This window comes from Bacillus sp. NPDC057893 (assembly GCF_042796455.1).
Lineage (GTDB): Bacteria > Bacillota > Bacilli > Bacillales > Bacillaceae_G > Bacillus_A.
Map to the genome: position 1 here is coordinate 666,235 of NZ_JBHVNG010000001.1, position 22,674 is coordinate 688,908.

Annotated in this window: 24 protein-coding genes; 22 read left to right on the forward strand and 2 right to left on the reverse strand. The window is 36.7% G+C overall.

Annotated elements, in window-relative coordinates:
- Window positions 1-111: 111 nt before the first annotated feature.
- The 19 genes from ACFVQC_RS03720 (at window position 112) to ACFVQC_RS03810 (ending at window position 18,734) form a co-directional block, all read left to right on the forward strand.
- Window positions 112-2,184, forward strand: a complete 2,073-nt coding sequence (locus ACFVQC_RS03720) for a sigma 54-interacting transcriptional regulator (protein ID WP_377897438.1) — start codon at window positions 112-114, stop codon at window positions 2,182-2,184.
- Window positions 2,185-2,379: 195 nt separating this feature from the next.
- Window positions 2,380-3,279 carry a phosphate butyryltransferase gene (gene yqiS, locus ACFVQC_RS03725; RefSeq protein ID WP_002033959.1) on the forward strand — a complete coding sequence of 300 codons (900 nt, stop codon included), beginning with the start codon at window positions 2,380-2,382 and terminating at the stop codon, window positions 3,277-3,279.
- Between the two features lie 35 nt (window positions 3,280-3,314).
- A complete protein-coding gene (locus tag ACFVQC_RS03730) occupies window positions 3,315-4,415 on the forward strand; it encodes a leucine dehydrogenase (RefSeq protein ID WP_002145827.1) in 1,101 nt (366 codons plus the stop codon).
- 87 nt (window positions 4,416-4,502) lie between these two features.
- Window positions 4,503-5,606 (forward strand): butyrate kinase, encoded by a 1,104-nt coding sequence (gene buk / locus ACFVQC_RS03735; protein WP_002145828.1) that lies wholly within the window; start codon window positions 4,503-4,505, stop codon window positions 5,604-5,606.
- A gap of 4 nt (window positions 5,607-5,610) precedes the next feature.
- On the forward strand, window positions 5,611-7,032 hold the full coding sequence (lpdA, locus tag ACFVQC_RS03740) for a dihydrolipoyl dehydrogenase (RefSeq protein WP_002033960.1): 1,422 nt from the start codon (window positions 5,611-5,613) through the stop codon (window positions 7,030-7,032).
- 27 nt (window positions 7,033-7,059) lie between these two features.
- Window positions 7,060-8,061 carry a 3-methyl-2-oxobutanoate dehydrogenase subunit alpha gene (gene bfmBAA, locus ACFVQC_RS03745; RefSeq protein WP_215554134.1) on the forward strand — a complete coding sequence of 334 codons (1,002 nt, stop codon included), beginning with the start codon at window positions 7,060-7,062 and terminating at the stop codon, window positions 8,059-8,061.
- A gap of 13 nt (window positions 8,062-8,074) precedes the next feature.
- Window positions 8,075-9,058, forward strand: a complete 984-nt coding sequence (gene bfmBAB / locus ACFVQC_RS03750; protein ID WP_002122394.1) for a 3-methyl-2-oxobutanoate dehydrogenase subunit beta — start codon at window positions 8,075-8,077, stop codon at window positions 9,056-9,058.
- A gap of 15 nt (window positions 9,059-9,073) precedes the next feature.
- Entirely contained in the window at window positions 9,074-10,393 is a 1,320-nt protein-coding gene (locus tag ACFVQC_RS03755; RefSeq protein ID WP_377890408.1) for a dihydrolipoamide acetyltransferase family protein, read from the forward strand.
- A 339-nt stretch (window positions 10,394-10,732) separates the two neighbouring features.
- Entirely contained in the window at window positions 10,733-11,911 is a 1,179-nt protein-coding gene (locus ACFVQC_RS03760) for an FtsW/RodA/SpoVE family cell cycle protein (RefSeq protein ID WP_002138272.1), read from the forward strand.
- A 104-nt stretch (window positions 11,912-12,015) separates the two neighbouring features.
- Window positions 12,016-12,720, forward strand: coding sequence for a DUF421 domain-containing protein (locus tag ACFVQC_RS03765; RefSeq protein ID WP_002033965.1), 705 nt, complete (start codon window positions 12,016-12,018; stop codon window positions 12,718-12,720).
- Window positions 12,721-12,790: 70 nt separating this feature from the next.
- Complete coding sequence (locus tag ACFVQC_RS03770) at window positions 12,791-13,255, forward strand: NUDIX hydrolase (RefSeq protein ID WP_377890405.1); 465 nt, start codon at window positions 12,791-12,793, stop codon at window positions 13,253-13,255.
- A gap of 123 nt (window positions 13,256-13,378) precedes the next feature.
- Window positions 13,379-13,786: a YjdF family protein gene (locus tag ACFVQC_RS03775; RefSeq protein WP_377890403.1), complete on the forward strand. Its 408-nt coding sequence runs from the start codon at window positions 13,379-13,381 to the stop codon at window positions 13,784-13,786.
- Between the two features lie 143 nt (window positions 13,787-13,929).
- Window positions 13,930-14,343 carry a BrxA/BrxB family bacilliredoxin gene (locus ACFVQC_RS03780; protein ID WP_219921080.1) on the forward strand — a complete coding sequence of 138 codons (414 nt, stop codon included), beginning with the start codon at window positions 13,930-13,932 and terminating at the stop codon, window positions 14,341-14,343.
- A gap of 250 nt (window positions 14,344-14,593) precedes the next feature.
- Complete coding sequence (locus ACFVQC_RS03785; RefSeq protein WP_377890401.1) at window positions 14,594-15,373, forward strand: transporter substrate-binding domain-containing protein; 780 nt, start codon at window positions 14,594-14,596, stop codon at window positions 15,371-15,373.
- A gap of 36 nt (window positions 15,374-15,409) precedes the next feature.
- Window positions 15,410-16,069, forward strand: coding sequence for an amino acid ABC transporter permease (locus ACFVQC_RS03790; RefSeq protein WP_105584570.1), 660 nt, complete (start codon window positions 15,410-15,412; stop codon window positions 16,067-16,069).
- Window positions 16,062-16,784, forward strand: a complete 723-nt coding sequence (locus tag ACFVQC_RS03795) for an amino acid ABC transporter ATP-binding protein (protein WP_002160561.1) — start codon at window positions 16,062-16,064, stop codon at window positions 16,782-16,784. The genes ACFVQC_RS03790 and ACFVQC_RS03795 overlap by 8 nt, the downstream gene beginning before the upstream one ends.
- 100 nt (window positions 16,785-16,884) lie before the next feature.
- Window positions 16,885-17,853, forward strand: coding sequence for an aromatic acid exporter family protein (locus ACFVQC_RS03800; RefSeq protein ID WP_377890398.1), 969 nt, complete (start codon window positions 16,885-16,887; stop codon window positions 17,851-17,853).
- A 16-nt stretch (window positions 17,854-17,869) separates the two neighbouring features.
- A complete protein-coding gene (locus tag ACFVQC_RS03805; RefSeq protein ID WP_219920071.1) occupies window positions 17,870-18,430 on the forward strand; it encodes a L,D-transpeptidase in 561 nt (186 codons plus the stop codon).
- 64 nt (window positions 18,431-18,494) lie between these two features.
- On the forward strand, window positions 18,495-18,734 hold the full coding sequence (locus ACFVQC_RS03810) for a DUF3894 domain-containing protein (RefSeq protein ID WP_377897441.1): 240 nt from the start codon (window positions 18,495-18,497) through the stop codon (window positions 18,732-18,734).
- Between the two features lie 90 nt (window positions 18,735-18,824).
- Here ACFVQC_RS03810 and prli42 read toward each other — a convergent pair whose 3' ends face one another.
- On the reverse strand, window positions 18,825-18,917 hold the full coding sequence (gene prli42, locus ACFVQC_RS03815) for a stressosome-associated protein Prli42 (protein ID WP_000549036.1): 93 nt from the start codon (window positions 18,915-18,917) through the stop codon (window positions 18,825-18,827).
- Between the two features lie 188 nt (window positions 18,918-19,105).
- On the opposite strand from prli42, the gene ACFVQC_RS03820 reads away from it, so the two are divergent.
- Together ACFVQC_RS03820 and ACFVQC_RS03825 are read left to right on the forward strand one after the other, a co-directional pair.
- A complete protein-coding gene (locus tag ACFVQC_RS03820; protein ID WP_377890395.1) occupies window positions 19,106-19,651 on the forward strand; it encodes a GNAT family N-acetyltransferase in 546 nt (181 codons plus the stop codon).
- 127 nt (window positions 19,652-19,778) lie between these two features.
- Window positions 19,779-20,897 carry a tripeptidase T gene (locus ACFVQC_RS03825; RefSeq protein WP_377890393.1) on the forward strand — a complete coding sequence of 373 codons (1,119 nt, stop codon included), beginning with the start codon at window positions 19,779-19,781 and terminating at the stop codon, window positions 20,895-20,897.
- Window positions 20,898-20,948: 51 nt separating this feature from the next.
- On the opposite strand, the gene ACFVQC_RS03830 is transcribed toward ACFVQC_RS03825, so the two are convergent.
- On the reverse strand, window positions 20,949-21,155 hold the full coding sequence (locus ACFVQC_RS03830; RefSeq protein ID WP_000809197.1) for a hypothetical protein: 207 nt from the start codon (window positions 21,153-21,155) through the stop codon (window positions 20,949-20,951).
- Window positions 21,156-21,297: 142 nt separating this feature from the next.
- Between ACFVQC_RS03830 and ACFVQC_RS03835 the strand changes: the two genes are divergently transcribed.
- Window positions 21,298-22,536, forward strand: coding sequence for a DNA polymerase IV (locus ACFVQC_RS03835; protein WP_377890391.1), 1,239 nt, complete (start codon window positions 21,298-21,300; stop codon window positions 22,534-22,536).
- The last annotated feature ends 138 nt before the right edge of the window (window positions 22,537-22,674 follow it).

Genomic DNA, 22,674 nt, shown 5'->3' on the forward strand with positions numbered 1-22,674 from the left:
TGTTTATTTTAATGATGTTATATGAAAAGGGGGTTTGTCAAGAGATTGCTGAACGAGTAAGATAAGGATGTGAAAAATTTTGCAGAGATACTTCGAGAGGAAGTGTAATGTATGAAACAAAAGGTGTTAATTGTTGGAGCGGGTGAAGGTGGAAGTACACTGCTAAGTCTGTTACAAAATTCGAATATATTTCAAATTATAGGGATTATTGATAGTAATCCAACGGCGAAGGGACTACAAATTGCAAAGGAATATGGGATTCCGATTAGTGATAGTGTAACTCCGTTTCTTTCTATGCATATTGATGTAATGTTTGATATGACAGGTGATTATGATTTACATAAAGTTTTATTGGGAAGCAAGCATAAAAACACCCTTCTTATACCAGGGGATATTGCAAAAATTGTTACGAAACTAGCGCATGAGAAGGAAAGCTTAATTGGGAAGCTAGAAGAGCAGACGCAACAAGGGAATTTAATTTTAAATTCAACGCATGACGGTATGATTGTTATAGATCAAGAGGGACAAGTTCGTCTGTTTAATAAAAGTGCAGAGCGTATTATCGGATATAAGAAAGAAGAGGCGATAGGAAAATATATTTTAGAAGTTATTCCAACGAGTAAGTTGCTTCGTATTATACGCACGAAAAAAATAGAAGTGAATCATGAACTGACGTTAGAGAATGAAAATAAGATCATTACAACGCGTATCCCGATATTAAAAGAAGATGGAGAAGTTCAAGGTGCATTTGCGATTTTTAAAGATATTACAGAAGTTGTAGATTTAGCGGAAGAAGTTACAGATTTAAAAGAAATTCAAACGCTACTTGAGGCGATTATTAATTCATCTGAGGAAGCGATTTCGGTTGTTGATGAGAAAGGAAGAGGGTTAGTTATAAACCCTGCTTATACGAAGTTAACGGGTTTAACCGAAGAGGATATTATAGGGAAGCCAGCTACAACTGATATTGTAGAAGGTGAAAGTATGCATATGAAAGTACTTCGGACGCGCCGAGCGGTACGAGGAATACATATGAAGATTGGGCAAAAAAAGCGAGATGTAATTGTGAATGTAGCACCGGTTATTGTTGATGGAATATTGAAAGGGAGCGTCGGGGTAATTCGCGATGTATCAGAAATTCAAAAGTTAACAAATGAATTGAATAGGGCAAGACAAATCATTCGAACGTTAGAAGCAAAATATTCATTTGATGATATTGTTGGTGATTCAGATGAAACGACGGCAGCTATTGAACAAGCGAAACTTGGAGCGAATACACCGGCAACAGTATTGCTTAGAGGGGAATCTGGTACGGGGAAAGAGTTATTTGCACACGCTATTCATAACGGTAGTAATCGAAAATACAATAAGTTTGTACGAGTAAACTGTGCTGCTATTTCTGAGACCTTATTAGAAAGTGAATTATTCGGTTATGAGGAAGGCGCGTTTTCTGGAGCGAAAAGAGGCGGGAAACGAGGATTCTTTGAAGAAGCGAATAATGGAAGTGTTTTTTTAGATGAAATCGGAGAGTTATCTGCAAATACGCAAGCGAAGCTCCTTCGTGTACTACAAGAAAAAGAAATTGTGAAAGTAGGGGGAACGAAAGCGATACCTATTAATGTTCGAGTGATTGCTGCGACGCATGTGAATTTAGAAAAAGCTATTTTAGAAGGGAAGTTCAGAGAGGACTTATATTATCGTTTAAATAAAATCCCGATTCAAATTCCTTCCCTTCGTCAGCGTAAAGGAGACATACCAGCGATTGCAGAAAGGCTAATTCAAAAAATTAATCAAGATTATGGTCGTAATGTAGAAGGACTCACCGATTCAGCCGTTTCATATTTACAATCATATGAATGGCCAGGGAATGTAAGGGAACTTGAAAATATTTTAGGACGAGCTATTATCTTTATGAATTATAACGAGATTTATATTGATGTACAGCATTTACCCCCTTTGCATAAAGAAGAGCAGGGGGAGTTAAACCAAAATAACTTATTACCTGAATTAGAAGAAAAGCCACTTGAACATTTAGTGACAGAGTTTGAAGGGAATATTATTCGTGGATATTTAGAGAAATTTGATGGGAATAAAACGAAAACTGCAAAAGCGTTAGGAATTTCAGTTCGAAACTTATATTACAAGCTAGAAAAGTACGACTGTGCAAAAAATAGCATGCAATAAATTGCGTACCATGCAATTTATTGCATGGTATACAAAAAGCGACAAAACGAGACAGAATATTTTGTTGTTTTCCAAAGTATTGATTTTACTGCATTTTGAATGCGTTTTCATTATTGGTAAGACCACTTTTAAAAGTTGGCACGGTATTTGCTTAATGAATAGACGAGGGACGACGGAAAGGGTTGATTACAAAATATGAAGTTAGAACACTTAATTGATCAAGCAGCAGGACAGCCTAAAAAAACTGTGGCTGTAGCAGTAGCTGAAGATCATGAAGTAATTGAAGCTGTAGCGAAAGCAATCAAGTTACAGCTAGCTCAATTTCGTCTATATGGAAATCAAGAGAAAATAATAGGGATGCTACAAGAGCATGGGTTACAAACTTCAGAACATATTGAAGTGATTGCAGCAGCGTCAAGTGCTGAGGCTGCAGAACTTTCTGTTAAATCTGTAAGCAATGGCGAAGCAGATGTACTAATGAAGGGGAACATCCCAACAGCAAATATTTTGAAAGCCGTATTAAATAAAGAGTGGGGGCTTCGCAAGGGCAGCGTACTTTCACACGTTGCAGCGTTTGAAGTTCCAAATTACGATCGTCTTATTTTTGTTACAGACGCAGCGATGAACATTGCACCTGATGTAACACAAAAAGCTGCTATTATACAAAATACTGTAGAAGTTGCCCAGGCAATAGGAATTGATTTGCCGAAGGTAGCGCCAATTGCAGCGGTAGAGGTTGTTAATCCTGCGATGCAAGCGACAATTGATGCAGCGATGTTAACTCAAATGAATCGCCGCGGACAAATTAAAAATTGTGTCGTTGATGGACCACTTGCTTTAGATAATGCAGTATCACAAATTGCAGCAGAACATAAAGGCATAGTAAGTGATGTAGCAGGTAAGGCAGACATTTTACTCGTCCCAACGATTGAAGCTGGAAATGTGCTATATAAATCACTCGTCTATTTTGCAAATGCAAAGGTAGGAGCGATGATTGCTGGCGCTAAAGCACCGATTGTTTTAACATCACGTGCTGATTCAGCAGAAACAAAAGTATATTCATTAGCATTGGCAGTTGCGACTGCTTCAAAATAAACCAAATAGGGTAAAACAATTAGGGGGAAACGACAATGACATTAGAAATCTTCGAATACTTAGAAAAATATGATTATGAGCAAGTGGTATTTTGTCAAGATAAAGAATCTGGTTTAAAAGCAATCATTGCAATCCATGATACAACACTTGGACCAGCTCTTGGTGGAACAAGAATGTGGACATATGATTCTGAAGAAGCGGCGATTGAAGATGCATTGCGTCTTGCAAAAGGGATGACATACAAAAATGCAGCAGCTGGTTTAAACTTAGGTGGTGCAAAAACAGTAATTATCGGTGATCCACGTAAAGATAAAAGCGAAGCGATGTTCCGTGCATTAGGACGCTACATTCAAGGACTAAACGGACGTTACATTACAGCTGAAGATGTTGGTACAACAGTAGATGATATGGATATTATCCATGAAGAAACTGATTTTGTAACAGGGATTTCACCATCATTCGGTTCTTCTGGTAACCCATCTCCAGTAACTGCATACGGTGTTTACCGTGGTATGAAAGCAGCTGCAAAAGAAGCGTTCGGTACAGATAACCTAGAAGGAAGAGTAATTTCTATTCAAGGTGTTGGTAACGTAGCATATCACCTATGCAAACATTTACACGCTGAAGGAGCAAAATTAATCGTTACAGATATTAATAAAGAAGCTGTACAACGTGCAGTAGAAGAATTCGGTGCAACAGCAGTTGAGCCAAATGAAATTTACGGTGTTGAATGTGATATTTACGCACCATGTGCATTAGGCGCAACAGTTAATGATGAAACTATTCCACAACTTAAAGCAAAAGTAATCGCAGGTTCTGCAAATAACCAATTAAAAGAAGATCGTCACGGCGACATCATTCATGAAATGGGTATTGTATACGCACCAGACTATGTTATTAATGCAGGTGGCGTAATTAACGTAGCAGACGAATTATATGGATACAATAGAGAACGTGCATTAAAACGTGTTGAGTCTATTTATGACACAATTGCAAAAGTAATCGAAATTTCAAAACGCGATGGCATAGCAACTTATGTAGCAGCAGATCGTCTAGCTGAAGAGCGCATCGCAAGCTTGAAAAACACTCGTAGCACATACTTACGCAACGGTCACGACATTATTAGCCGTCGCTAATCATTCATATACAACTTTTACGAAAGGTGTGGTTACCTCTTATGAGGTTTCCACTTCCTTTTAAATTTATTAGTGGAGGTAGCAACATTGTCCTTAAATCGAATTCTTGTTATTAATCCGGGTAGTACATCCACAAAAATTGGTGTTTTTGATAATGAAAGACCCGTTTTAGAAGAAACAATTCGTCATGATGAAGAACAGATTGGAAAATATAAGCGAATTATCGATCAATATGAGTTTCGAAAAGAAACAATTTTAGAAGTTCTACATTCTCATGGTATTAACATTTCAAAATTGAACGCTGTTTGTGGGCGTGGTGGATTACTTCGTCCAATCGAAGGTGGCACGTACACAGTAAACGATGCAATGTTAGAAGATTTAAAAAACGGATTTAGCGGTCATCACGCTTCAAATCTCGGAGGCATTCTAGCTTATGAAATCGCTTCTGGATTAAATATTCCTGCATTCATTGTGGATCCTGTCGTTGTAGATGAAATGGAGCCAATTGCTCGTATTAGCGGTATTGCTGGTATGGAACGTAAAAGTATTTTCCATGCATTAAACCAAAAAGCGGTTGCTCGTAAAGTAGCAGATGAATTAAATCACAAATATGAGGATTTAAATTTATTAGTTACACATATGGGCGGCGGTATTACAGTTGGTGCTCATAAAAAAGGAAAAGTTATCGATGTTAATAATGGCTTAAACGGAGAAGGACCATTTAGTCCAGAGCGTGCTGGTACAGTACCGGTAGGACAATTAGTTGAAATGTGTTTCTCTGGTGAGTATTACCGAGACGAAATGGTTAAAAAACTTGTCGGACAAGGTGGACTTGTAAGTCTTATCGGTACAAACGATGCAATTAAAGTAGAGAAAATGGTTGAAAAAGGTGATCCTGAAGCAACTCTTATTTATAAAGCAATGGCATATCAAGTTGCAAAAGAGATTGGCGGAGCTAGTGCTGTACTTCACGGGAAAATCGATGCAATCGTATTAACTGGTGGACTTGCGTACAGTAAAATTCTTGTCGATGAAATAAAAGAACGTGTTCACTGGATTGCAGATGTTATCGTACATCCAGGAGAAGATGAATTACAAGCGTTAGCAGAAGGGGCACTTCGTGTATTGCGTGAAGAAGAAGCGCCGAAAGAGTATGTTGTAAGAGAAAAACAAACAGTAGCTAGGGGTTGAGATAATGGCAAGAGAATATGATTTAGTCATCGTTGGCGGCGGTACTGGTGGATATGTTGCTGCTATTCGTGCATCACAACTAGGGTTAAAAACTGCACTTGTTGAAAAAGAAAATCTTGGTGGTACTTGTTTACACAAAGGATGTATTCCTAGTAAAGCTCTTTTACGTAGTGCGGAAGTATACGCAACTGCTAAAAAAGGAGAAGAGTTCGGGGTTATTGCAAGTAATGTAGAACTAAACTTTGCTAAAGTACAAGAGCGTAAAGAGAAGATTGTAACGCAGCTTCATAAAGGCGTTCAGCATTTAATGAAACAAGGTAAAATTGATGTGTTTGAAGGTATTGGCCGTATTCTTGGCCCATCTATTTTCTCTCCAATGCCAGGTACAATTTCAGTTGAACTTGCAAGTGGAGAAGAGAATGAAATGTTAATTCCAAAAAATGTACTTGTTGCAACAGGTTCTCGTCCAAATTCATTACCTGGATTAGAGTTAGACGGAGAGTATGTAATGTCTTCGGATCATGCCCTAAAAATGGAAACGCTTCCTAGTTCGATCATTATCGTTGGTGGCGGTGTAATCGGTATTGAGTGGGCATCTATGCTTGCTGACTTCGGTGTAGAAGTTACAGTATTAGAGTATGCGAAAAACATATTACCATTAGAGGATAATGACGTTTCAAAAGAGATGCAGCGTCTATTCAAGAAAAAAGGTATTAAAGTGGTAACTGGTGCAAAAGTATTACCAGAAACATTGGTAAAAGATAATGGAGTAACAATTCAAGCTGAACATAACGGTGAGAATAAAGCATTTAAAGCAGAAAAAATGCTTGTATCTGTAGGAAGACAAGCCAATACGCAAAATATGGGCTTAGAGAACACAGATATTGTTGTGGAAAAAGGATACATTCAAACAAATGAGTTTTATCAAACGAAGGAATCTCATATTTACGCAATTGGAGATGTAATCGGTGGCCTACAACTTGCTCACGTTGCTTCGCATGAAGGAATTGTTGCGGTAGAACATATTGCTGGTAAAGAAGTTACACCAATTGATTATTCTATGGTATCGAAATGCGTATATAGCAGTCCAGAAGTTGCTTCTGTTGGTTTAACAGAACAAGAAGCGAAAGAAAAAGGCTATAAGTTAAAAGTAGGTAAATTCTCATTCCGTGCAATCGGAAAGGCACTTGTATACGGAGAATCAGACGGTTTTGTAAAACTTGTAGTTGATGAAGAAACAAATGACATTCTTGGTGTTCATATGATCGGGCCACATGTAACAGATATGATTTCTGAAGCTGGCCTTGCAAGAGTACTTGATGCAACACCTTGGGAAGTAGCACATACAATTCATCCGCATCCATCATTATCTGAGGCGATTGGTGAAGCTGCATTAGCTGTAGATGGAAGAGCGTTACACGCATAAAAATGTGGATTTAGGAGGTTATGAAAAATGGCAGAAGTAAAAGAAAAGCGCCATGAAGAGCTTGGCTTAAGTGATGAGCAAGTATTAGAGATGTATCGTACGATGTTACTTGCGCGAAAAATCGACGAACGTATGTGGTTATTAAATCGTGCAGGTAAAATTCCATTCGTAATTTCTTGTCAAGGACAAGAGGCTGCACAAGTTGGCGCATCATTCGCTCTTGATAGAGAGAAAGATTATGCATTACCATACTACCGTGATATGGGTGTTGTATTAGCGTTTGGTATGACAGCTAAAGAGCTTATGTTATCTGCTTTCGCGAAAGCTGGAGATCCAAACTCTGGTGGTCGTCAAATGCCTGGTCACTTCGGTCAAAAGAAAAACCGTATTGTTACAGGTTCATCTCCAGTAACAACACAAGTACCTCATGCAGTTGGTATTGCATTAGCTGGAAAAATGGAGAAGAAAGATTTAGTAACGTTTGTTACATTCGGAGAAGGTTCTTCCAACCAAGGTGATTTCCATGAAGGTGCAAACTTTGCTGGTGTACACAAACTACCTGTTATTTTCATGTGCGAAAATAATAAATATGCAATCTCTATTCCGGTTGAAAAACAATTAGCATGTAAAAACGTATCAGATCGTGCAATTGGTTACGGTATGCCAGGATATACAGTAGACGGAAACGATCCGCTTGCAGTATATAAAGCTGTAAAAGAAGCAGCAGACCGTGGCCGTCGTGGTGAAGGCCCGACTTTAATTGAAGCAGTATCATATCGTTTAACAGCACATTCTAGTGACGACGATGATCGTGTTTACCGTGATAAAGAAGAAGTAGAAGAAGCGAAGAAAAAAGATTCAATAATAACATTTGCAGCTTATTTAAAAGAAGTTGGCGTGTTAACTGAGGAATTTGAAAAACAAATGTTAGATGAAATTATGCATATCGTAAACGAAGCAACAGAATATGCAGAAAATGCTCCGTATGCAGCACCTGAAGATGCATTGAAGCACGTATACGCAGAATAGGGGGGAACGTTTCATGGCTGTAATGTCTTATATTGATGCTATTACATTAGCAATGCGCGAAGAAATGGAACGCGATGAGAAAGTATTCGTATTAGGAGAAGATGTTGGTAAAAAAGGTGGCGTATTTAAAGCGACACACGGTTTGTATGATCAATTTGGTGAAGACCGTGCGCTTGATGCACCGCTTGCAGAATCTGCAATTGCTGGGGTAGCAATTGGTGCGGCAATGTATGGTATGCGTCCAATTGCTGAAATGCAGTTTGCTGATTTCATCATGCCAGCAGTAAACCAAATTGTTTCTGAGGCAGCAAAAATTCGTTATCGTTCTAATAATGATTGGACTTGTCCAATTACAGTGCGTGCGCCATTTGGCGGCGGTGTTCATGGTGCATTGTATCATTCACAATCTGTAGAAGCGATGTTTGCAAACCAACCAGGTTTAAAAATTGTTATCCCTTCTACACCATATGATGCAAAAGGCTTATTAAAAGCTGCAATTCGTGATGAAGATCCAGTATTATTCTTTGAACATAAGCGTGCATATCGCTTAATTAAAGGTGAAGTGCCAGAAGATGACTATGTATTACCAATCGGAAAAGCAGATGTGAAACGCGAAGGTGATGATATTACTGTTATCACTTACGGATTATGTGTTCACTTTGCTCTTCAAGCAGCTGAGAAGTTAGCACAAGATGGAATCTCTGCACACATTCTTGATTTAAGAACGGTATATCCGTTAGATAAAGAAGCGATTATTGAAGCAGCTTCTAAAACAGGTAAAGTTCTTCTTGTAACAGAAGACAACAAAGAAGGAAGTATTATGAGTGAAGTGGCAGCGATTATTGCTGAAAATTGTCTGTTTGATTTAGATGCGCCAATCGCACGTCTTGCAGGCCCAGACGTTCCGGCAATGCCATATGCACCAACAATGGAAAAATTCTTTATGGTAAATCCAGATAAAGTTGAAAAAGCAATGCGTGAACTTGCGGAATTTTAATCGGGGGGACTATACATGGCTGTAGAAAATATCACAATGCCTCAGCTCGGGGAGAGCGTTACAGAGGGTACAATTAGTAAATGGCTCGTTAATGTTGGCGATCACGTAAACAAGTATGATCCGCTTGCAGAAGTAATGACGGACAAAGTAAATGCCGAAGTACCATCTTCTTTCACTGGTATTGTGAAAGAGTTAATAGCTGGCGAAGGTGAGACGTTAGCTGTAGGTGAAGTTGTTTGTGTCATTCAAGTAGAAGGCGCAGATGAAGTAGCAGCAACAACTGTAGAGGAAAAAACGAAAGAAGAACCAAAAGCAGAAGTAACTACGCCTGAAAAAGCACCGAAGGCAAAACAGCCAACTGATGGAAAACCACGTTTTTCACCAGCTGTGTTAAAACTTGCGGGTGAGCATAACGTTGATTTAGATTTAGTAGAAGGTACGGGGGCAAATGGCCGTATTACTCGTAAAGATATTTTAAAGCTAGTGGAATCTGGGAATATTCCGCAAGCAGGTGCGAAGAAAGAGGAAGTTGTTGCGGTAGCAGCGCGTCCAGAAGCACCAAAATCAGCGGCAGTAGCACCGGTAGCGTCAAAAGTAGAAGCTGCAAAACCAGTTTCTGTGCCGACAATGCCTGGAGATATCGAGATTCCGGTAACAGGTGTGCGTAAAGCAATTGCAGCAAATATGTTACGCAGTAAACACGAGGCACCTCATGCTTGGATGATGATTGAAGTAGATGTGACAAACCTTGTGTCATACCGTAACTCAATTAAAGGCGATTTCAAAAAGCGTGAAGGCTTTAACTTAACGTTCTTTGCTTTCTTCGTAAAAGCAGTAGCACAAGCGTTAAAAGAATATCCTCAAATTAACTCAATGTGGGCTGGCGATAAAATCGTTCAGAAGAAAGACATTAATCTTTCTATCGCGGTTGCAACAGAAGAAGAGTTATTTGTACCAGTAATTAAGCAAGCGGACGAGAAAACAATTAAAGGTATCGCTCGTGAAATTACAGAACTTGCAGGAAAAGTACGCACGAAATCGTTAAAAGCGGACGAAATGCAAGGCGGAACATTTACAATTAATAACACAGGATCATTCGGTTCTGTTCAATCCATGGGCATTATTAATTACCCACAAGCGGCTATTTTACAAGTTGAATCAATTGTAAAACGCCCAGTAATTATGGATAACGGTATGTTCGGTGCTCGTGACATGGTTAACTTATGTTTATCACTTGATCACCGTGTACTTGATGGTTTAATTTGTGGTAAATTCTTAGGACGTGTAAAAGAAATTTTAGAAAACGTGTCAGAGAACAATACATCTGTATATTAATAAAAAGCTCGCATTTGCGAGCTTTTTATTATTTCATTTCTTCATTTGTATCCTACTATATGTACAAACCTTTCCCAGTAATCTTACAATGAATGATCATGTATTAGGAATTTGCGAAAATACATTGCTGATATATGGTATATAGATATAAAATAAGAAAAGAATAATTTTTTTGGCAAATCTTACTGACGAAACTGTAGTATAATATATTGTATTGTATGAAAAAGAGAGTTATTCTATATAAGTGTTTTATAGATAATGTGTAATCAGTCGTCAAAACATGAAGAATGTTGACTCCTGGTTTTTTATTTTGCTGTAACAATGTTTCAGGAGGATGTCATGAAAAGAAGTACCGAGTTTTTAAAAAGTTTAGATGTAAAATTAATTTTAATTTTGTGTGCATTATGTGTTACAAGTATAACGGCTATATATAGCAGTCAGCAAACTGGACAATATGGGGCTGAGAATTTTGCTCTGAAACAAGGTGTTAACTACATAATTGGGATTGTAATGTTACTTCTTGTTGCAAGTGTTGATTCAGATCAGCTACAAAAACTATCTTGGCCATTGTATATTGCTACATTTGCTTCGATTATTTTGTTGAAGATATTACCAGTTTCAAACTTTACACCTGAAATACTTGGGGCGAAAAGATGGTTTAGGTTTCCGGTAATTGGATCTATTCAACCGTCGGAGTTTTTCAAAATTGCACTGGTTATGTTAGTAGCAAATTTAGCAGTAAAGCATAATGCACAGTATATGGTTCGAACATTTAAAACAGACCTAATATTAATAGGAAAGGTAATGTTAGTAGCTATTCCTCCTACGGCTGTTGTATATAGCCAACCGGATACAGGTATGGTGTTCTTATATGCTGCTGCAATTGCATGTATTTTATTTATGTCAGGTATTCAGAAGAAATTGATAGCGTTATGTACAATTATTCCGGTGACCATAGTATCTGCGTTAATATTTATTTACGTAAGGTATGAGGATTTCTTCTTTAATAATTTAGTTACTTTACTAAAACCTCACCAACAATCACGAATTTTAGGTTGGTTAGATCCATTTGAACATACAGATCAAGGCTATCAAACACAGCAATCGATTTTAGCTGTAGGTAGTGGAGGTATGGAAGGGAAAGGATTTGGTGAAGGGAACGTCTATATTCCAGAGAAACACACTGACTTTATTTTCGCTACAATTGCCGAAGAAGGTGGATTTATAGTAGCGGCGTTAGTTGTGTTCTTGTTCCTGTTACTACTATATCGAACAATTATTATCGGTTATTCTGCTGATAATTTATTTGGTACATTATTATGTGCTGGATCAATAGGAATACTAACGGTTCAAATATTCCAAAATATTGGTATGATCGTTGGATTAATGCCTGTAAAAGGGATTGCATTACCTTTCTTATCGTATGGGGGAAGTTCCTTATTCTCGAATATGATTATGATGGGGCTCATATTATCGGTACGGAAAACGTATAAAAAATATATGTTTTCAGTTAAGTAAAAAAGCTGGTTCGTTTTTAAACGAACCAGCTTTTTTACATATATGCTCCTAAACGTTGCAAACTAAAACAGACTAGCAGTTTGGGATGTAAGGAGTGCAAAGTGATGCATATGCATATTTTTGAAGGAGCACGGCATCTTTCTAACGGTGAATGGGTTGTTCGAGCTATTATAGCGTACACATTTTTAATATTAGTTGCGAAATCGATGGGACAAAGATCCATCGCACAACTTCGCTTTTTAGATGTTGTATTAGTGTTATTACTTGGTGGGAATATTTCTAATGCGCTATCTGATGAAAAGGTCGGATTACTCGGTTCAATGATTACAACTTTTATACTAGTTGTACTTCATATTATAAGCTCTGTTTTAATGTTGAAATGGGATAGATGGAGACGCTTTTTAGAGCCTGCACCTATTATTCTTATACACAATGGTGCCATTGATTTTAGCAATTTGAAAAAGGCGAGAATTACGGCGGAATATTTATTTTCGGAACTTCGCATGCGAAATGTGAGCGATATTCAAACGATTAAATTAGCATTATGGGAAGCAAGTGGTGTTGTTTCTATATTTCAGTATCCAGAATATGAAGCAGTTTCTCGGCTTGATCTTAAAGTGGCGGGGAAAAAATCTCCAGTTGCTTTTATTTTAGTGAAGGATGGAAGAATTCAGCAGGACGTTCTCGCTTTAGTAGGAAAAACAGAAGAGTGGGCGAAAGAGTTTTTAGAGAAGAATGCAGAAATTGAATCCATTATGTTAGCTACAGTAGATGAAGCACATAAAATAAATATTTTGTTAAAAAAATGAAAAATATACGCATTTTGTCGTTTCATACATATGATACAATAGTGTGGACAACGAAAAAGGAGGCGATACGATGGGATATGTAGAAGAATTACGAAAAATAGTTGGTCATCGCCCTTTAATTTTAGTTGGTGCTGTTGTACTCGTTATAAATGAAAGTGGATATGTATTATTACAGCAAAGAACAGAGCCGTACGGAAAATGGGGGCTGCCTGGTGGGCTAATGGAGTTTGGTGAATCACCAGAGGAAACAGCTTACCGTGAAGTATACGAAGAGACAGGAATAGAAGTAAAGAATTTGCGATTAATCAATGTATTTTCTGGAGCGAACTATTTTACAAAATTAGCAAACGGTGATGAATTTCAATCCGTAACGACAGCCTATTATACGGATGAATACGAAGGTGATTTTGTTATGAATAAAGAAGAAGCGGTTCAGCTTAAATTCTTCCCAGTAACAGAACTACCTGACTATATTGTAGGATCGCATAAAAAAATGATTGTTGAATATATGAAGATTATGGAAAAAAGGATATAATAATAGTGAAAGAAATACAAAAACACAGTTCTGGTCGGTAGTCCAGACGCATGATTTCATGTCAGTAACCTTCCCCTCCGGGATGTCCAGTATTTCTAATTTTTTTTAAAGGAGGGGCTGTCAATGGATTTGACAGTATATCACGATGGTCAATTTTTTGTAGGAATTATTACGCATAAAGAAAAAGGGAAATTGTATGGAGCAAGGTATATTTTTGGAATGGAACCATCAGATGAGGAAATACTTATATTTGTGAATGGTCCAATGTTAGCATATTTCCAGCACGTCGCAAAATGCGGTGTGGAAGTTAAAGAAAAACTGCGTTCCAAAAATATAAAACGTATCATACGACAAGCGGCAAAAGAAGTAAATGTAAAACGTTTTACAAAGGCGCAAGAAGCAATTAGTTTATCTTATGAACTGCACAAACAAGATAGGAAAGTGCAATCTAAAGAGAGACGAGAAGCAGAAAAGCAGCGAAAACGTTTTATAAAAGTACAAAAAGCAAAGCAAAAGCATCGTGGCCATTAAGAAAAGGTGTTAGAGCAAGAGCTCTAACACCTTTTCTATGCCCAAATACAAGTAAGTTTACTTGTATTTCATAAACATTAACTGGTAAGATACAAATAGGTAATTTTAGAGGAGGGAAAAGATTGATTAACTTTAACTTTTTTATGAATGATGTTGTCCGTCAAGCGCGTGAAGAGATTGTCTCTGCTGGATATACAGAATTGACGACGCCGGAAGCAGTAGAAGAAGCATTTAAAAGAAATGGTACAACACTTGTAATGGTAAACTCTGTATGTGGTTGTGCAGGTGGCATTGCTCGCCCTGCTGCTGCGCATTCCGTACATTATGATAAACGTCCTAACCATCTTGTAACGGTGTTTGCAGGTCAAGATAAAGAAGCAACAGCAAGAGCACGTGAATATTTCGAAGGATATCCACCTTCTTCTCCATCATTTGCTTTGTTGAAAGATGGAAAAATTGTAACGATGGTAGAACGTCATGAAATTGAAGGTCATGAACCAATGCAAGTCATTGCGAAATTACAATCTTATTTCGAAAATAATTGCGAAGAACTATAAATAAGCGAAAAGGCGGTACGTCCACGATCAAGTGGATGTACCGCCTTTTTTTATTTAGAATTCAAAATGCTGAAACATGCATAGGTTTTTCTTTTTATGCATGTTTTTATACATGAGAAACGTTATTATTAATGCCATTTTATTTATTTTTATTTTATATATTGCATAAAAATAAAACTACTGATACAATACAAACATCGAATAAATATTCTATTAAACTTTTAAATATACATTATTAGGGGGAAGAAAGATGAAGAAGTTAGTATCAATATCATTTGCACTTATTTTAATTGTAAGTATGTTCAGTGCTTGTAGTAATGGGGAAGAAAAGGCGAATGGCAAAAATAAAAAAGTACTAGTTATGGGGACTTCAGCAGACTATAAACCGTATGAATACGTGGAAGCTTCAAAAAGTGATGAAATTATCGGCTTTGATGTTGATATTGCAAAATATATCGGAAAAGAACTTGGGTATGAAGTAAAAGTGAAAGATATGGATTTTGGAGGATTATTAGCATCTCTTAGCTCAGGGAAAGTTGATTTCGTTATGGCAGGTATGACGCCAACTGCAGAGCGTAAAAATAATGCTGATTTCACAGATATTTATTTTGTTGCTAAAAATATGATTGTTTCAAAAAAAGGCTCTAATATTAAATCATTAGAAGATTTGAAAGGAAAAAAAGTAGGGGTACAAACAGGATCAATCCAAGAAGAAAAAGCAGAAGAATTTAAAAAACAAGTCGATTTCAAAGCTGAGGGACGTGACCGTATACCAGAAATCGTACAAGAAATTAAAGCTGGTCGTTTTGACGCTGCAATTATAGAAGACACAGTTGCAAAAAATTATTTAGAAAAAATGAAAGAACTACAAGGAATTGAAATTCAAGAAGCACCAGAAGAAGTAGGTGCAGCAATTGCTCTTGCGAAAAACAGTGATAAAACAGAAGAATTTAATAAAGTAATTAAGAAAATGCAAGAAAATGGAGAAATGGATAAATTAGTGAAGAAATGGTTTGGCAGCGGAAAATAAGCTGCCTTTCACTTTTCTGTGAGGGGAATGAAAAGGATGAATCTAGATTTTTCGGCAATTACGCCTTCAATACCATATATATTAAAGGGCTTAGAAGTTACATTGAAAATTGTAGCTGCATCAGCTGTGGTAGGATTTATTTTAGGTACGTTATTAGCACTGTGTAAAATTGCTAGAATACGAGTACTAAACATTGCAGCAGATATTTATACATCAATATTTCGTGGCACACCACTTGTATTGCAATTAATGATTATTTATTTCGGTGTTCCGCAAATGATGGATTATGAGATACCAGCCTTTTTAGCAGCTGTACTAGCATTTAGCTTAAATTCAGGTGCATATATGTCAGAAGTCATCCGTGCCGGCATCCAAGCGGTCGATAAAGGGCAAACAGAAGCAGCAATGGCTTTAGGTATTCCGTACAGTAAAATGATGAGAAATATTATTTTTCCTCAAGCTTTAAAAAATATATTACCAGCGCTTGTGAATGAGTTTGCGACACTTACGAAAGAGTCGGCTGTAGTAACTGTAATAGGAGCGACTGATTTAATGCGCCGCGCTTATATTGTAGGCGGTGAAACATTTAAATATCTTGAGCCATTACTGTTTGTTGGACTTATTTATTATATATTAGTAATTATTCTTACATTAGTCGGGAAGGCAATTGAAGGGAGAATGAAGAAAAGTGATTAAAATTGACAACCTTCATAAATCATTTGGAAAAAATGAAGTATTAAAAGGAATTACAACAACGATTGAAAAAGGAGAAGTTGTTGCAATTATCGGACCGTCTGGATCTGGAAAGTCAACGTTTTTACGCTGTATGAATGTACTAGAAGCACCGACAGCTGGTCACATTTGGATTGGAACGGAAGAAGTAACGAATCCGAAAACAAATATTATGCACGTTCGTGAAAATGTCGGAATGGTATTTCAACATTTTCACTTATTCCCTCATATGACTGTATTAGAAAATATTACGTATGCTCCTATCAATGTAAAAGGAGTGACGAAGCAAGAGGCTGAAAAAAAAGCTGAGAAACTTTTAGAAAAAGTAGGGTTATTAGATAAGAAAGATGCATATCCCAATCGTCTTTCAGGAGGACAAAAGCAACGTGTAGCAATTGCGAGGGCACTAGCGATGGAACCGGAAGTTATGTTATTTGATGAACCGACCTCTGCGCTAGATCCAGAAATGGTGAAAGAAGTGTTAGAAGTTATGAAATCATTAGTTACGACAGGAATGACAATGGCAATCGTTACACATGAAATGGGATTTGCAAAAGAAGTGGCAGATCGCGTTCTCTTTTTAGATGGTGGAAAGCTCGTAGAAGATAGTAATCCAGAAGAGTTTTTTACAGCACCAAAAAGTGACCGTGCAAAAGAATTTTTGCAAAAGATATTGTAATATGTGAAGGGTACGTGAATAATAGGTAGAAAAGGATGACATTGCGTCATCCTTTTTTTATACTATTTTTAAATACATTTATACATATAGGAGTAATGATATGTTTAAAATTGGATATAGAACAGTGAAAACAGCGCTTGGAACGGGTGCGGCAGTTTTTATTGCTCAGCTATTAGGATTAGAATTTTATAGTTCAGCTGGTATTTTAGTCATTTTATGCGTGCAAAATACGAAACGAAAATCCGTTCAAGTATCGTTGCACCGTTTTTTAGCTTGTGTACTATCGATGGTGTTTGCGTTTTGTATTTTTGAAACGATTGGTTATACACCACTTGCGATTAGCGTATTGCTGCTTACCTTTATTCCGACTGCAGTTATGTGCAAAATTCAAGAAGGGATTGTCACGAGTTCGGTTATCGTTATGCATCTGTATTCATTAAAGCAAATTACATGGTCTATAGTTGGTAATGAAATTGCTATATTAACGATTGGAATTAGTGTCGCTTTATTAGTAAACATGTACATGCCAAGCAGTGAGAATAAACTGAAAGAGTATCAAGGGAAAATAGAAGACCATTTCAGAACGATTTTGTTTGAAATGGTCGTTTATTTACGAAATCGAGATAGTAATTGGAGTGGGGCCGAATTAATTGAAACAGAAATGATGCTGAAAGAAGCAAAAGATTTATCATTTAAAAAACTTGAGAATGCATTTATGCGAGAAGATGACTATTACTATCGTTATTTTAATATGCGTATGCAACAATTTGAAATTTTGGAGCGAATGATACCATTAGCTGCATCACTATCTTGGACATATGAACAAGCTGATATGATTGCAGACGTAATTGAAAATATAGGGAATTCTATTCGTCCTGAAAGTACAGGGGTCATTTCGTTAAGACAACTTCAAGAAATGCGAGAAGTATTCAGAGAAATGCCTTTACCAGTCTCGCGAGAAGAATTTGAAATACGTGCAAAACTCGTTCAACTTGTTTATGAAATGGAGCAATATTTACTCATTAAAAGTCGTTTTAAGGGAAAGGATAATATAAAAGAACTTATTTAGAAGGTAGGAATTATGTATGCCGTATCTTCTTTCTTTATTATTATGTCTTTCGTTATCACCAATCTGGCCTCTTGGTGATAACCCACGTGCTGGAGATCCTTATATAATTGTAAATAAAGCAACGAATAAACTAGCTTACATTGATGATGGGAAGATCCAAAAGGTTTTTCCAGTAGCGACAGGGAAAACAAATGAATTAACCCCAGAAGGAACCTTTGACATTGTATTGAAGGCGAAGGATCCATATTATATTGCGAAGGATATTCCTGGGGGCTCTCCAAAAAATCCACTTGGATCGAGGTGGATGGGATTTAATGCAAGAGGAACGGATGGAAGTAAGTATGGGATACACGGGACAAACCAGCCTAGTTCAATTGGAAAATATATTTCGCAAGGATGCATAAGAATGAAGAAACACGATGTGGAATATTTGTTTGATCGTATTCCACTTGGAACGAAAGTATCGATTGTGAAATCGAAAAAAACATTTCAGCAATTGGCGAAGGAAAAAGGGGCCATAGTATTTGGAAAAGTCAACGAAACGGTTGGCTTTTTTCTTTTCTATAAGTTGTCTTGACATGTGTACATAACCATGCGTTAATGAGAATATATAAAGATAATTGAGTAAAGGGGTTGCTCATATGTATTTAAATCCAAAAATTTCTTACATGCAGTTTTGTGTTAGTTTTCTATTTGTTATTACATTCATATTGGCAACTTTTAACATATGCTCTTACGTTGTAGCGATTGTATTTATGGCATTACTCAATCTTACTTTTGTTATTGGGGCATTTCAGCAGAAACAATATACAAGTTTTGTAATAGCACTTGTAATGGCCTTTTCCTTTAGCATTGTAGCAATTGTAATATATATAAAATAAAATGTTCAATACAAGATAGACTATCTCGATTTCGAGATGGTCTATTTTGTATATGTAAGCAGTAAAAAAAGGACGAGTGAATCGTCCTTTTTACCAAAACATACTTGCGCCAGTAAGTAATGTTGTTACAAGCATAGAAATTAGCATTATATAAACCATAATTTTTTGAGCTTTTTTATGCATAGTTAAACCTCCTTGCAAATCAGTACAATTTCATTGTAACGAGAAATGAAATTATGGACAAGGGGAGAGAAAGGACAAAATTCGGGAAGGGGGTGCAAAATATTACAGGAAATTTGAGCATACGTAGAGAATATGTTAAAAGATAGATTATTAATTTTTTGTTATGCAAGCTGAAGAATGGAGATACAATGATGAAAATATACGAAACAAATCGTTTACATTTAAGGGAAATTGATGAGTCGTATACTGAAAAAGTTCTTCAATATTACGACAGAAATCGTGAATTTTTAAAAGCTTGGGAAGAGTATAGACCGGAGGATTTTTTCACATTAGATTATCAAAAGAAAAAGTTGCAAAAGGATAGAAAAGAGTTTGCAGAAGGTAAAATCATCAGGCTATGGATTTTTAAAAAGGGTGATGATACGAAAATAATTGGTTGTATATCATTTAATTTAATTGTTCGCGGAATTTATCAATCTTGTGTACTCGGTTATAAATTAGATAAGGAAGAATTGAATAAAGGTTACACAACAGAAGCGCTTAGAAAAGCAATTCAAGTTACATTTGAAGAATTTCATTTACATCGTATAGAAGCACCAGTTATGCCACGAAATTTAGCATCTATACAAGTAGTGACGAAGATAGGATTTCAATATGAAGGTGTATCTCGAAAAATGCTAATGGTAAATGGCATCTGGGAAGATCATATGCGCTGGGTATTGTTAAACGAGTAATAGAAGGCAGATGGGTATCTAGATGTGTTAACCATCTGTTTTTTGTCTTGTATTTCGAAACTTTTGCGAAATTCTGTTATAATTAATGTTGTTACATACATAATGGTAGTGCAGGAGGCGCAGTCTTATGATTAATCAAGAACGTTTAGTAAATGAATTTATGGAGTTAGTACAAGTAGATTCTGAAACAAAATTTGAAGCAGAAATTTGCAAAGTGTTAACAGAAAAATTTACTGCTTTAGGTGTAGAAGTATTTGAGGATGACACGATGGGTGTGACTGGTCATGGTGCAGGTAACTTAATTTGTACTTTACCAGCAACAAAAGACGGTGTTGATACAATTTATTTCACTTCTCATATGGATACAGTAGTTCCTGGTAATGGAATTAAGCCTTCTATTAAAGATGGATATATCGTATCAGATGGTACTACAATTTTAGGAGCCGATGACAAAGCAGGATTAGCATCTATGTTTGAAGCGATTCGTGTCTTAAAAGAGAAAAACATTCCTCATGGTAAAATTGAATTTATAATTACAGTTGGAGAAGAATCTGGTCTTATTGGTGCAAAAGCGTTAGACCGTGAGCGTATTACAGCAAAATATGGTTATGCATTAGATAGTGATGGAAAAGTTGGTGAAATTGTAGTTGCAGCGCCAACACAAGCGAAAGTGAATGCGATTATTCGCGGGAAAACAGCTCATGCTGGCGTAGCACCAGAAAAAGGTGTATCTGCAATTACTATCGCAGCAAAAGCAATCGCAAAGATGCCACTTGGTCGTATCGATTCTGAAACAACTGCAAATATTGGACGTTTTGAAGGTGGTACACAAACAAATATCGTTTGCGACCATGTTCAAATCTTTGCAGAAGCTCGTTCTTTAATAAATGAGAAAATGGAAGCACAAGTTGCAAAAATGAAAGAAGCATTTGAAACAACTGCAAAAGAACTGGGTGGTCATGCAGACGTTGAAGTAAACGTTATGTATCCAGGATTTAAGTTTGCTGCTGGCGATCACGTTGTAGAAGTTGCGAAACGTGCAGCTGAAAACATCGGTCGCACGCCTTCTCTTCACCAAAGTGGTGGCGGAAGTGATGCGAACGTAATCGCAGGACACGGTATCCCAACAGTTAATTTAGCAGTTGGTTATGAAGAAATTCATACAACAAATGAAAAAATTCCTGTTGAAGAATTAGCGAAAACAGCAGAATTAGTAGTAGCTATTATCGAAGAAGTAGCGAAGTAAGTAATAAAGTCAAAAAGACGTGTGAACCAATTATGGTTTACACGTCTTTTTTTATTTTGATTCAATTGCTTTCACAAGGCGGATAAGCCAATATAAGAAGACCCATGGAAGTACATAAGTTGTTGTAAAACGTATGAAATGAGAGAAGATTCCTAAAGCGTAAATGTTAATGTTAAAAAGGGGAAGTAACAAATAATTAATCGCAAGGATTACTATAATAATAATAAATACATAATTGAGTTTATTATGTTGTTTCATAACGATTCATCTCCTTTACAATAATATCCATTTGTTACGTACAGTATAGCAAAAAATAGATAGAGAAAAGCCAATAATTATTATAACTTGTAAATAAATTTGATATAATGAAGGAACAAATGTTCTTTAAGGGGTGAGTATTATGCGAGAAATGTATCCGAAAAATGGTCGTGTTATTTTACATGTAGATATGAATTGTTTTTTCGCATCTGTTGAAATTGCTCATGACCCATCATTACAAGGAAAGCCATTAGCGATTGCGGGGAATGAAAAAGAGAGAAAAGGAATTATCATAACATGTAGTTATGAGGCGAGAGAATATGGAATACGTACGACGATGCCTCTATGGGAAGCGAAGCGATTATGTCCGCAATTAGTTGTGAGGCACCCTAATTTTACATTATATCGAGAAGCTTCATTTCAAATGTTTCAAATTCTTTCCCGTTTTACAGAGAAAATACAACCGTTTTCTATAGATGAAGGGTATTTAGATATTACAGATTGCTATGCGCTCGGTTCGCCTCTTGAAATAGCGAAGATGATTCAACAAGCGTTAGTAACAGAGTTACAGCTTCCATGTAGCATTGGGATTGCCCCAAACCTTTTCCTAGCAAAGACTGCTTCAGATATGAAAAAACCTCTTGGTATTACAGTACTCCGAAAACGTGATATCCCAGAAATTATTTGGCCACGATCAGTTGCAGAGATGCATGGAATCGGAGAAAAAACAGCTGAAAAACTAAAAGACATTCATATACATACAATTGAACAGTTAGCAAAAGGAGACGAGCATATCATTCGCGCTAAAATTGGAAAGCATGGTGTTGATTTACAAAAACGTGCAAAAGGTATGGATGACAGGGAAGTTGACCCGAATCAAATGGGACAACATAAAAGCGTTGGAAATTCTATGACTTTCTCAAAGGATATGGACGAAGAAAAAGAATTACTTGATATGTTAGAAAGATTATCGAAATCAGTAAGCAAAAGGCTACAAAAACGAACTCTCGTTAGTTATAACATTCAAATTATGATTAAATACCATGATCGTCGCACAGTAACACGGAGTAAACAATTGAAAAATGCAATATGGGAAGAACGGGTTATTTTCCAAGCAGCATCACGTTTATGGAAGCAACACTGGGATGGTGATTCTGTTCGTTTGTTAGGTGTTACAGCTACTGAATTAGAGTGGAAGACAGAATCAGTGAAACAGTTAGATTTATTTTCATTTGAAGAAGATGCGAAAGAAGAGCCGTTACTCGCTGTTATTGATCAAATTAATGATAAGTACGGAACACCTCTTTTACAGCGAGGTAGTCAATTATTGCGTAAGCAAGAGAAGTCGTTTCAGCAAAAATTAGAAAATAAGTTTATGTAGAAGGTGTCATGAATGTAAAACCTTCTTTTTTTAGATGGAAGAGGGAATCCGGCCATGCGTAGAAGCGGTCAGATCCTTTTTCGGCCCCATGCCAAATTAAAACAAAAAAATCAAACGGGTATGGGTTGTTTTTGATTA

Coding starts and splice junctions, on each gene's coding strand:
- bfmBAA (WP_215554134.1), top strand. CDS start 7,060: ATGGCAGAAGTAAAAGAAAAGCGCCATGAAGAGCTTGGCTTAAGTGAT.
- ACFVQC_RS03835 (WP_377890391.1), top strand. CDS start 21,298: ATGCGAGAAATGTATCCGAAAAATGGTCGTGTTATTTTACATGTAGAT.
- ACFVQC_RS03825 (WP_377890393.1), top strand. CDS start 19,779: ATGATTAATCAAGAACGTTTAGTAAATGAATTTATGGAGTTAGTACAA.
- ACFVQC_RS03790 (WP_105584570.1), top strand. CDS start 15,410: ATGAATCTAGATTTTTCGGCAATTACGCCTTCAATACCATATATATTA.
- ACFVQC_RS03785 (WP_377890401.1), top strand. CDS start 14,594: ATGAAGAAGTTAGTATCAATATCATTTGCACTTATTTTAATTGTAAGT.
- prli42 (WP_000549036.1), bottom strand. CDS start 18,917: ATGCATAAAAAAGCTCAAAAAATTATGGTTTATATAATGCTAATTTCT.
- ACFVQC_RS03810 (WP_377897441.1), top strand. CDS start 18,495: ATGTATTTAAATCCAAAAATTTCTTACATGCAGTTTTGTGTTAGTTTT.
- ACFVQC_RS03755 (WP_377890408.1), top strand. CDS start 9,074: ATGGCTGTAGAAAATATCACAATGCCTCAGCTCGGGGAGAGCGTTACA.
- ACFVQC_RS03775 (WP_377890403.1), top strand. CDS start 13,379: ATGGATTTGACAGTATATCACGATGGTCAATTTTTTGTAGGAATTATT.
- ACFVQC_RS03800 (WP_377890398.1), top strand. CDS start 16,885: ATGTTTAAAATTGGATATAGAACAGTGAAAACAGCGCTTGGAACGGGT.
- ACFVQC_RS03770 (WP_377890405.1), top strand. CDS start 12,791: ATGGGATATGTAGAAGAATTACGAAAAATAGTTGGTCATCGCCCTTTA.
- ACFVQC_RS03830 (WP_000809197.1), bottom strand. CDS start 21,155: ATGAAACAACATAATAAACTCAATTATGTATTTATTATTATTATAGTA.
- ACFVQC_RS03780 (WP_219921080.1), top strand. CDS start 13,930: ATGAATGATGTTGTCCGTCAAGCGCGTGAAGAGATTGTCTCTGCTGGA.
- ACFVQC_RS03720 (WP_377897438.1), top strand. CDS start 112: ATGAAACAAAAGGTGTTAATTGTTGGAGCGGGTGAAGGTGGAAGTACA.
- ACFVQC_RS03820 (WP_377890395.1), top strand. CDS start 19,106: ATGATGAAAATATACGAAACAAATCGTTTACATTTAAGGGAAATTGAT.
- ACFVQC_RS03805 (WP_219920071.1), top strand. CDS start 17,870: ATGCCGTATCTTCTTTCTTTATTATTATGTCTTTCGTTATCACCAATC.
- lpdA (WP_002033960.1), top strand. CDS start 5,611: ATGGCAAGAGAATATGATTTAGTCATCGTTGGCGGCGGTACTGGTGGA.
- ACFVQC_RS03765 (WP_002033965.1), top strand. CDS start 12,016: ATGCATATGCATATTTTTGAAGGAGCACGGCATCTTTCTAACGGTGAA.
- yqiS (WP_002033959.1), top strand. CDS start 2,380: ATGAAGTTAGAACACTTAATTGATCAAGCAGCAGGACAGCCTAAAAAA.
- ACFVQC_RS03730 (WP_002145827.1), top strand. CDS start 3,315: ATGACATTAGAAATCTTCGAATACTTAGAAAAATATGATTATGAGCAA.
- bfmBAB (WP_002122394.1), top strand. CDS start 8,075: ATGGCTGTAATGTCTTATATTGATGCTATTACATTAGCAATGCGCGAA.
- ACFVQC_RS03760 (WP_002138272.1), top strand. CDS start 10,733: ATGAAAAGAAGTACCGAGTTTTTAAAAAGTTTAGATGTAAAATTAATT.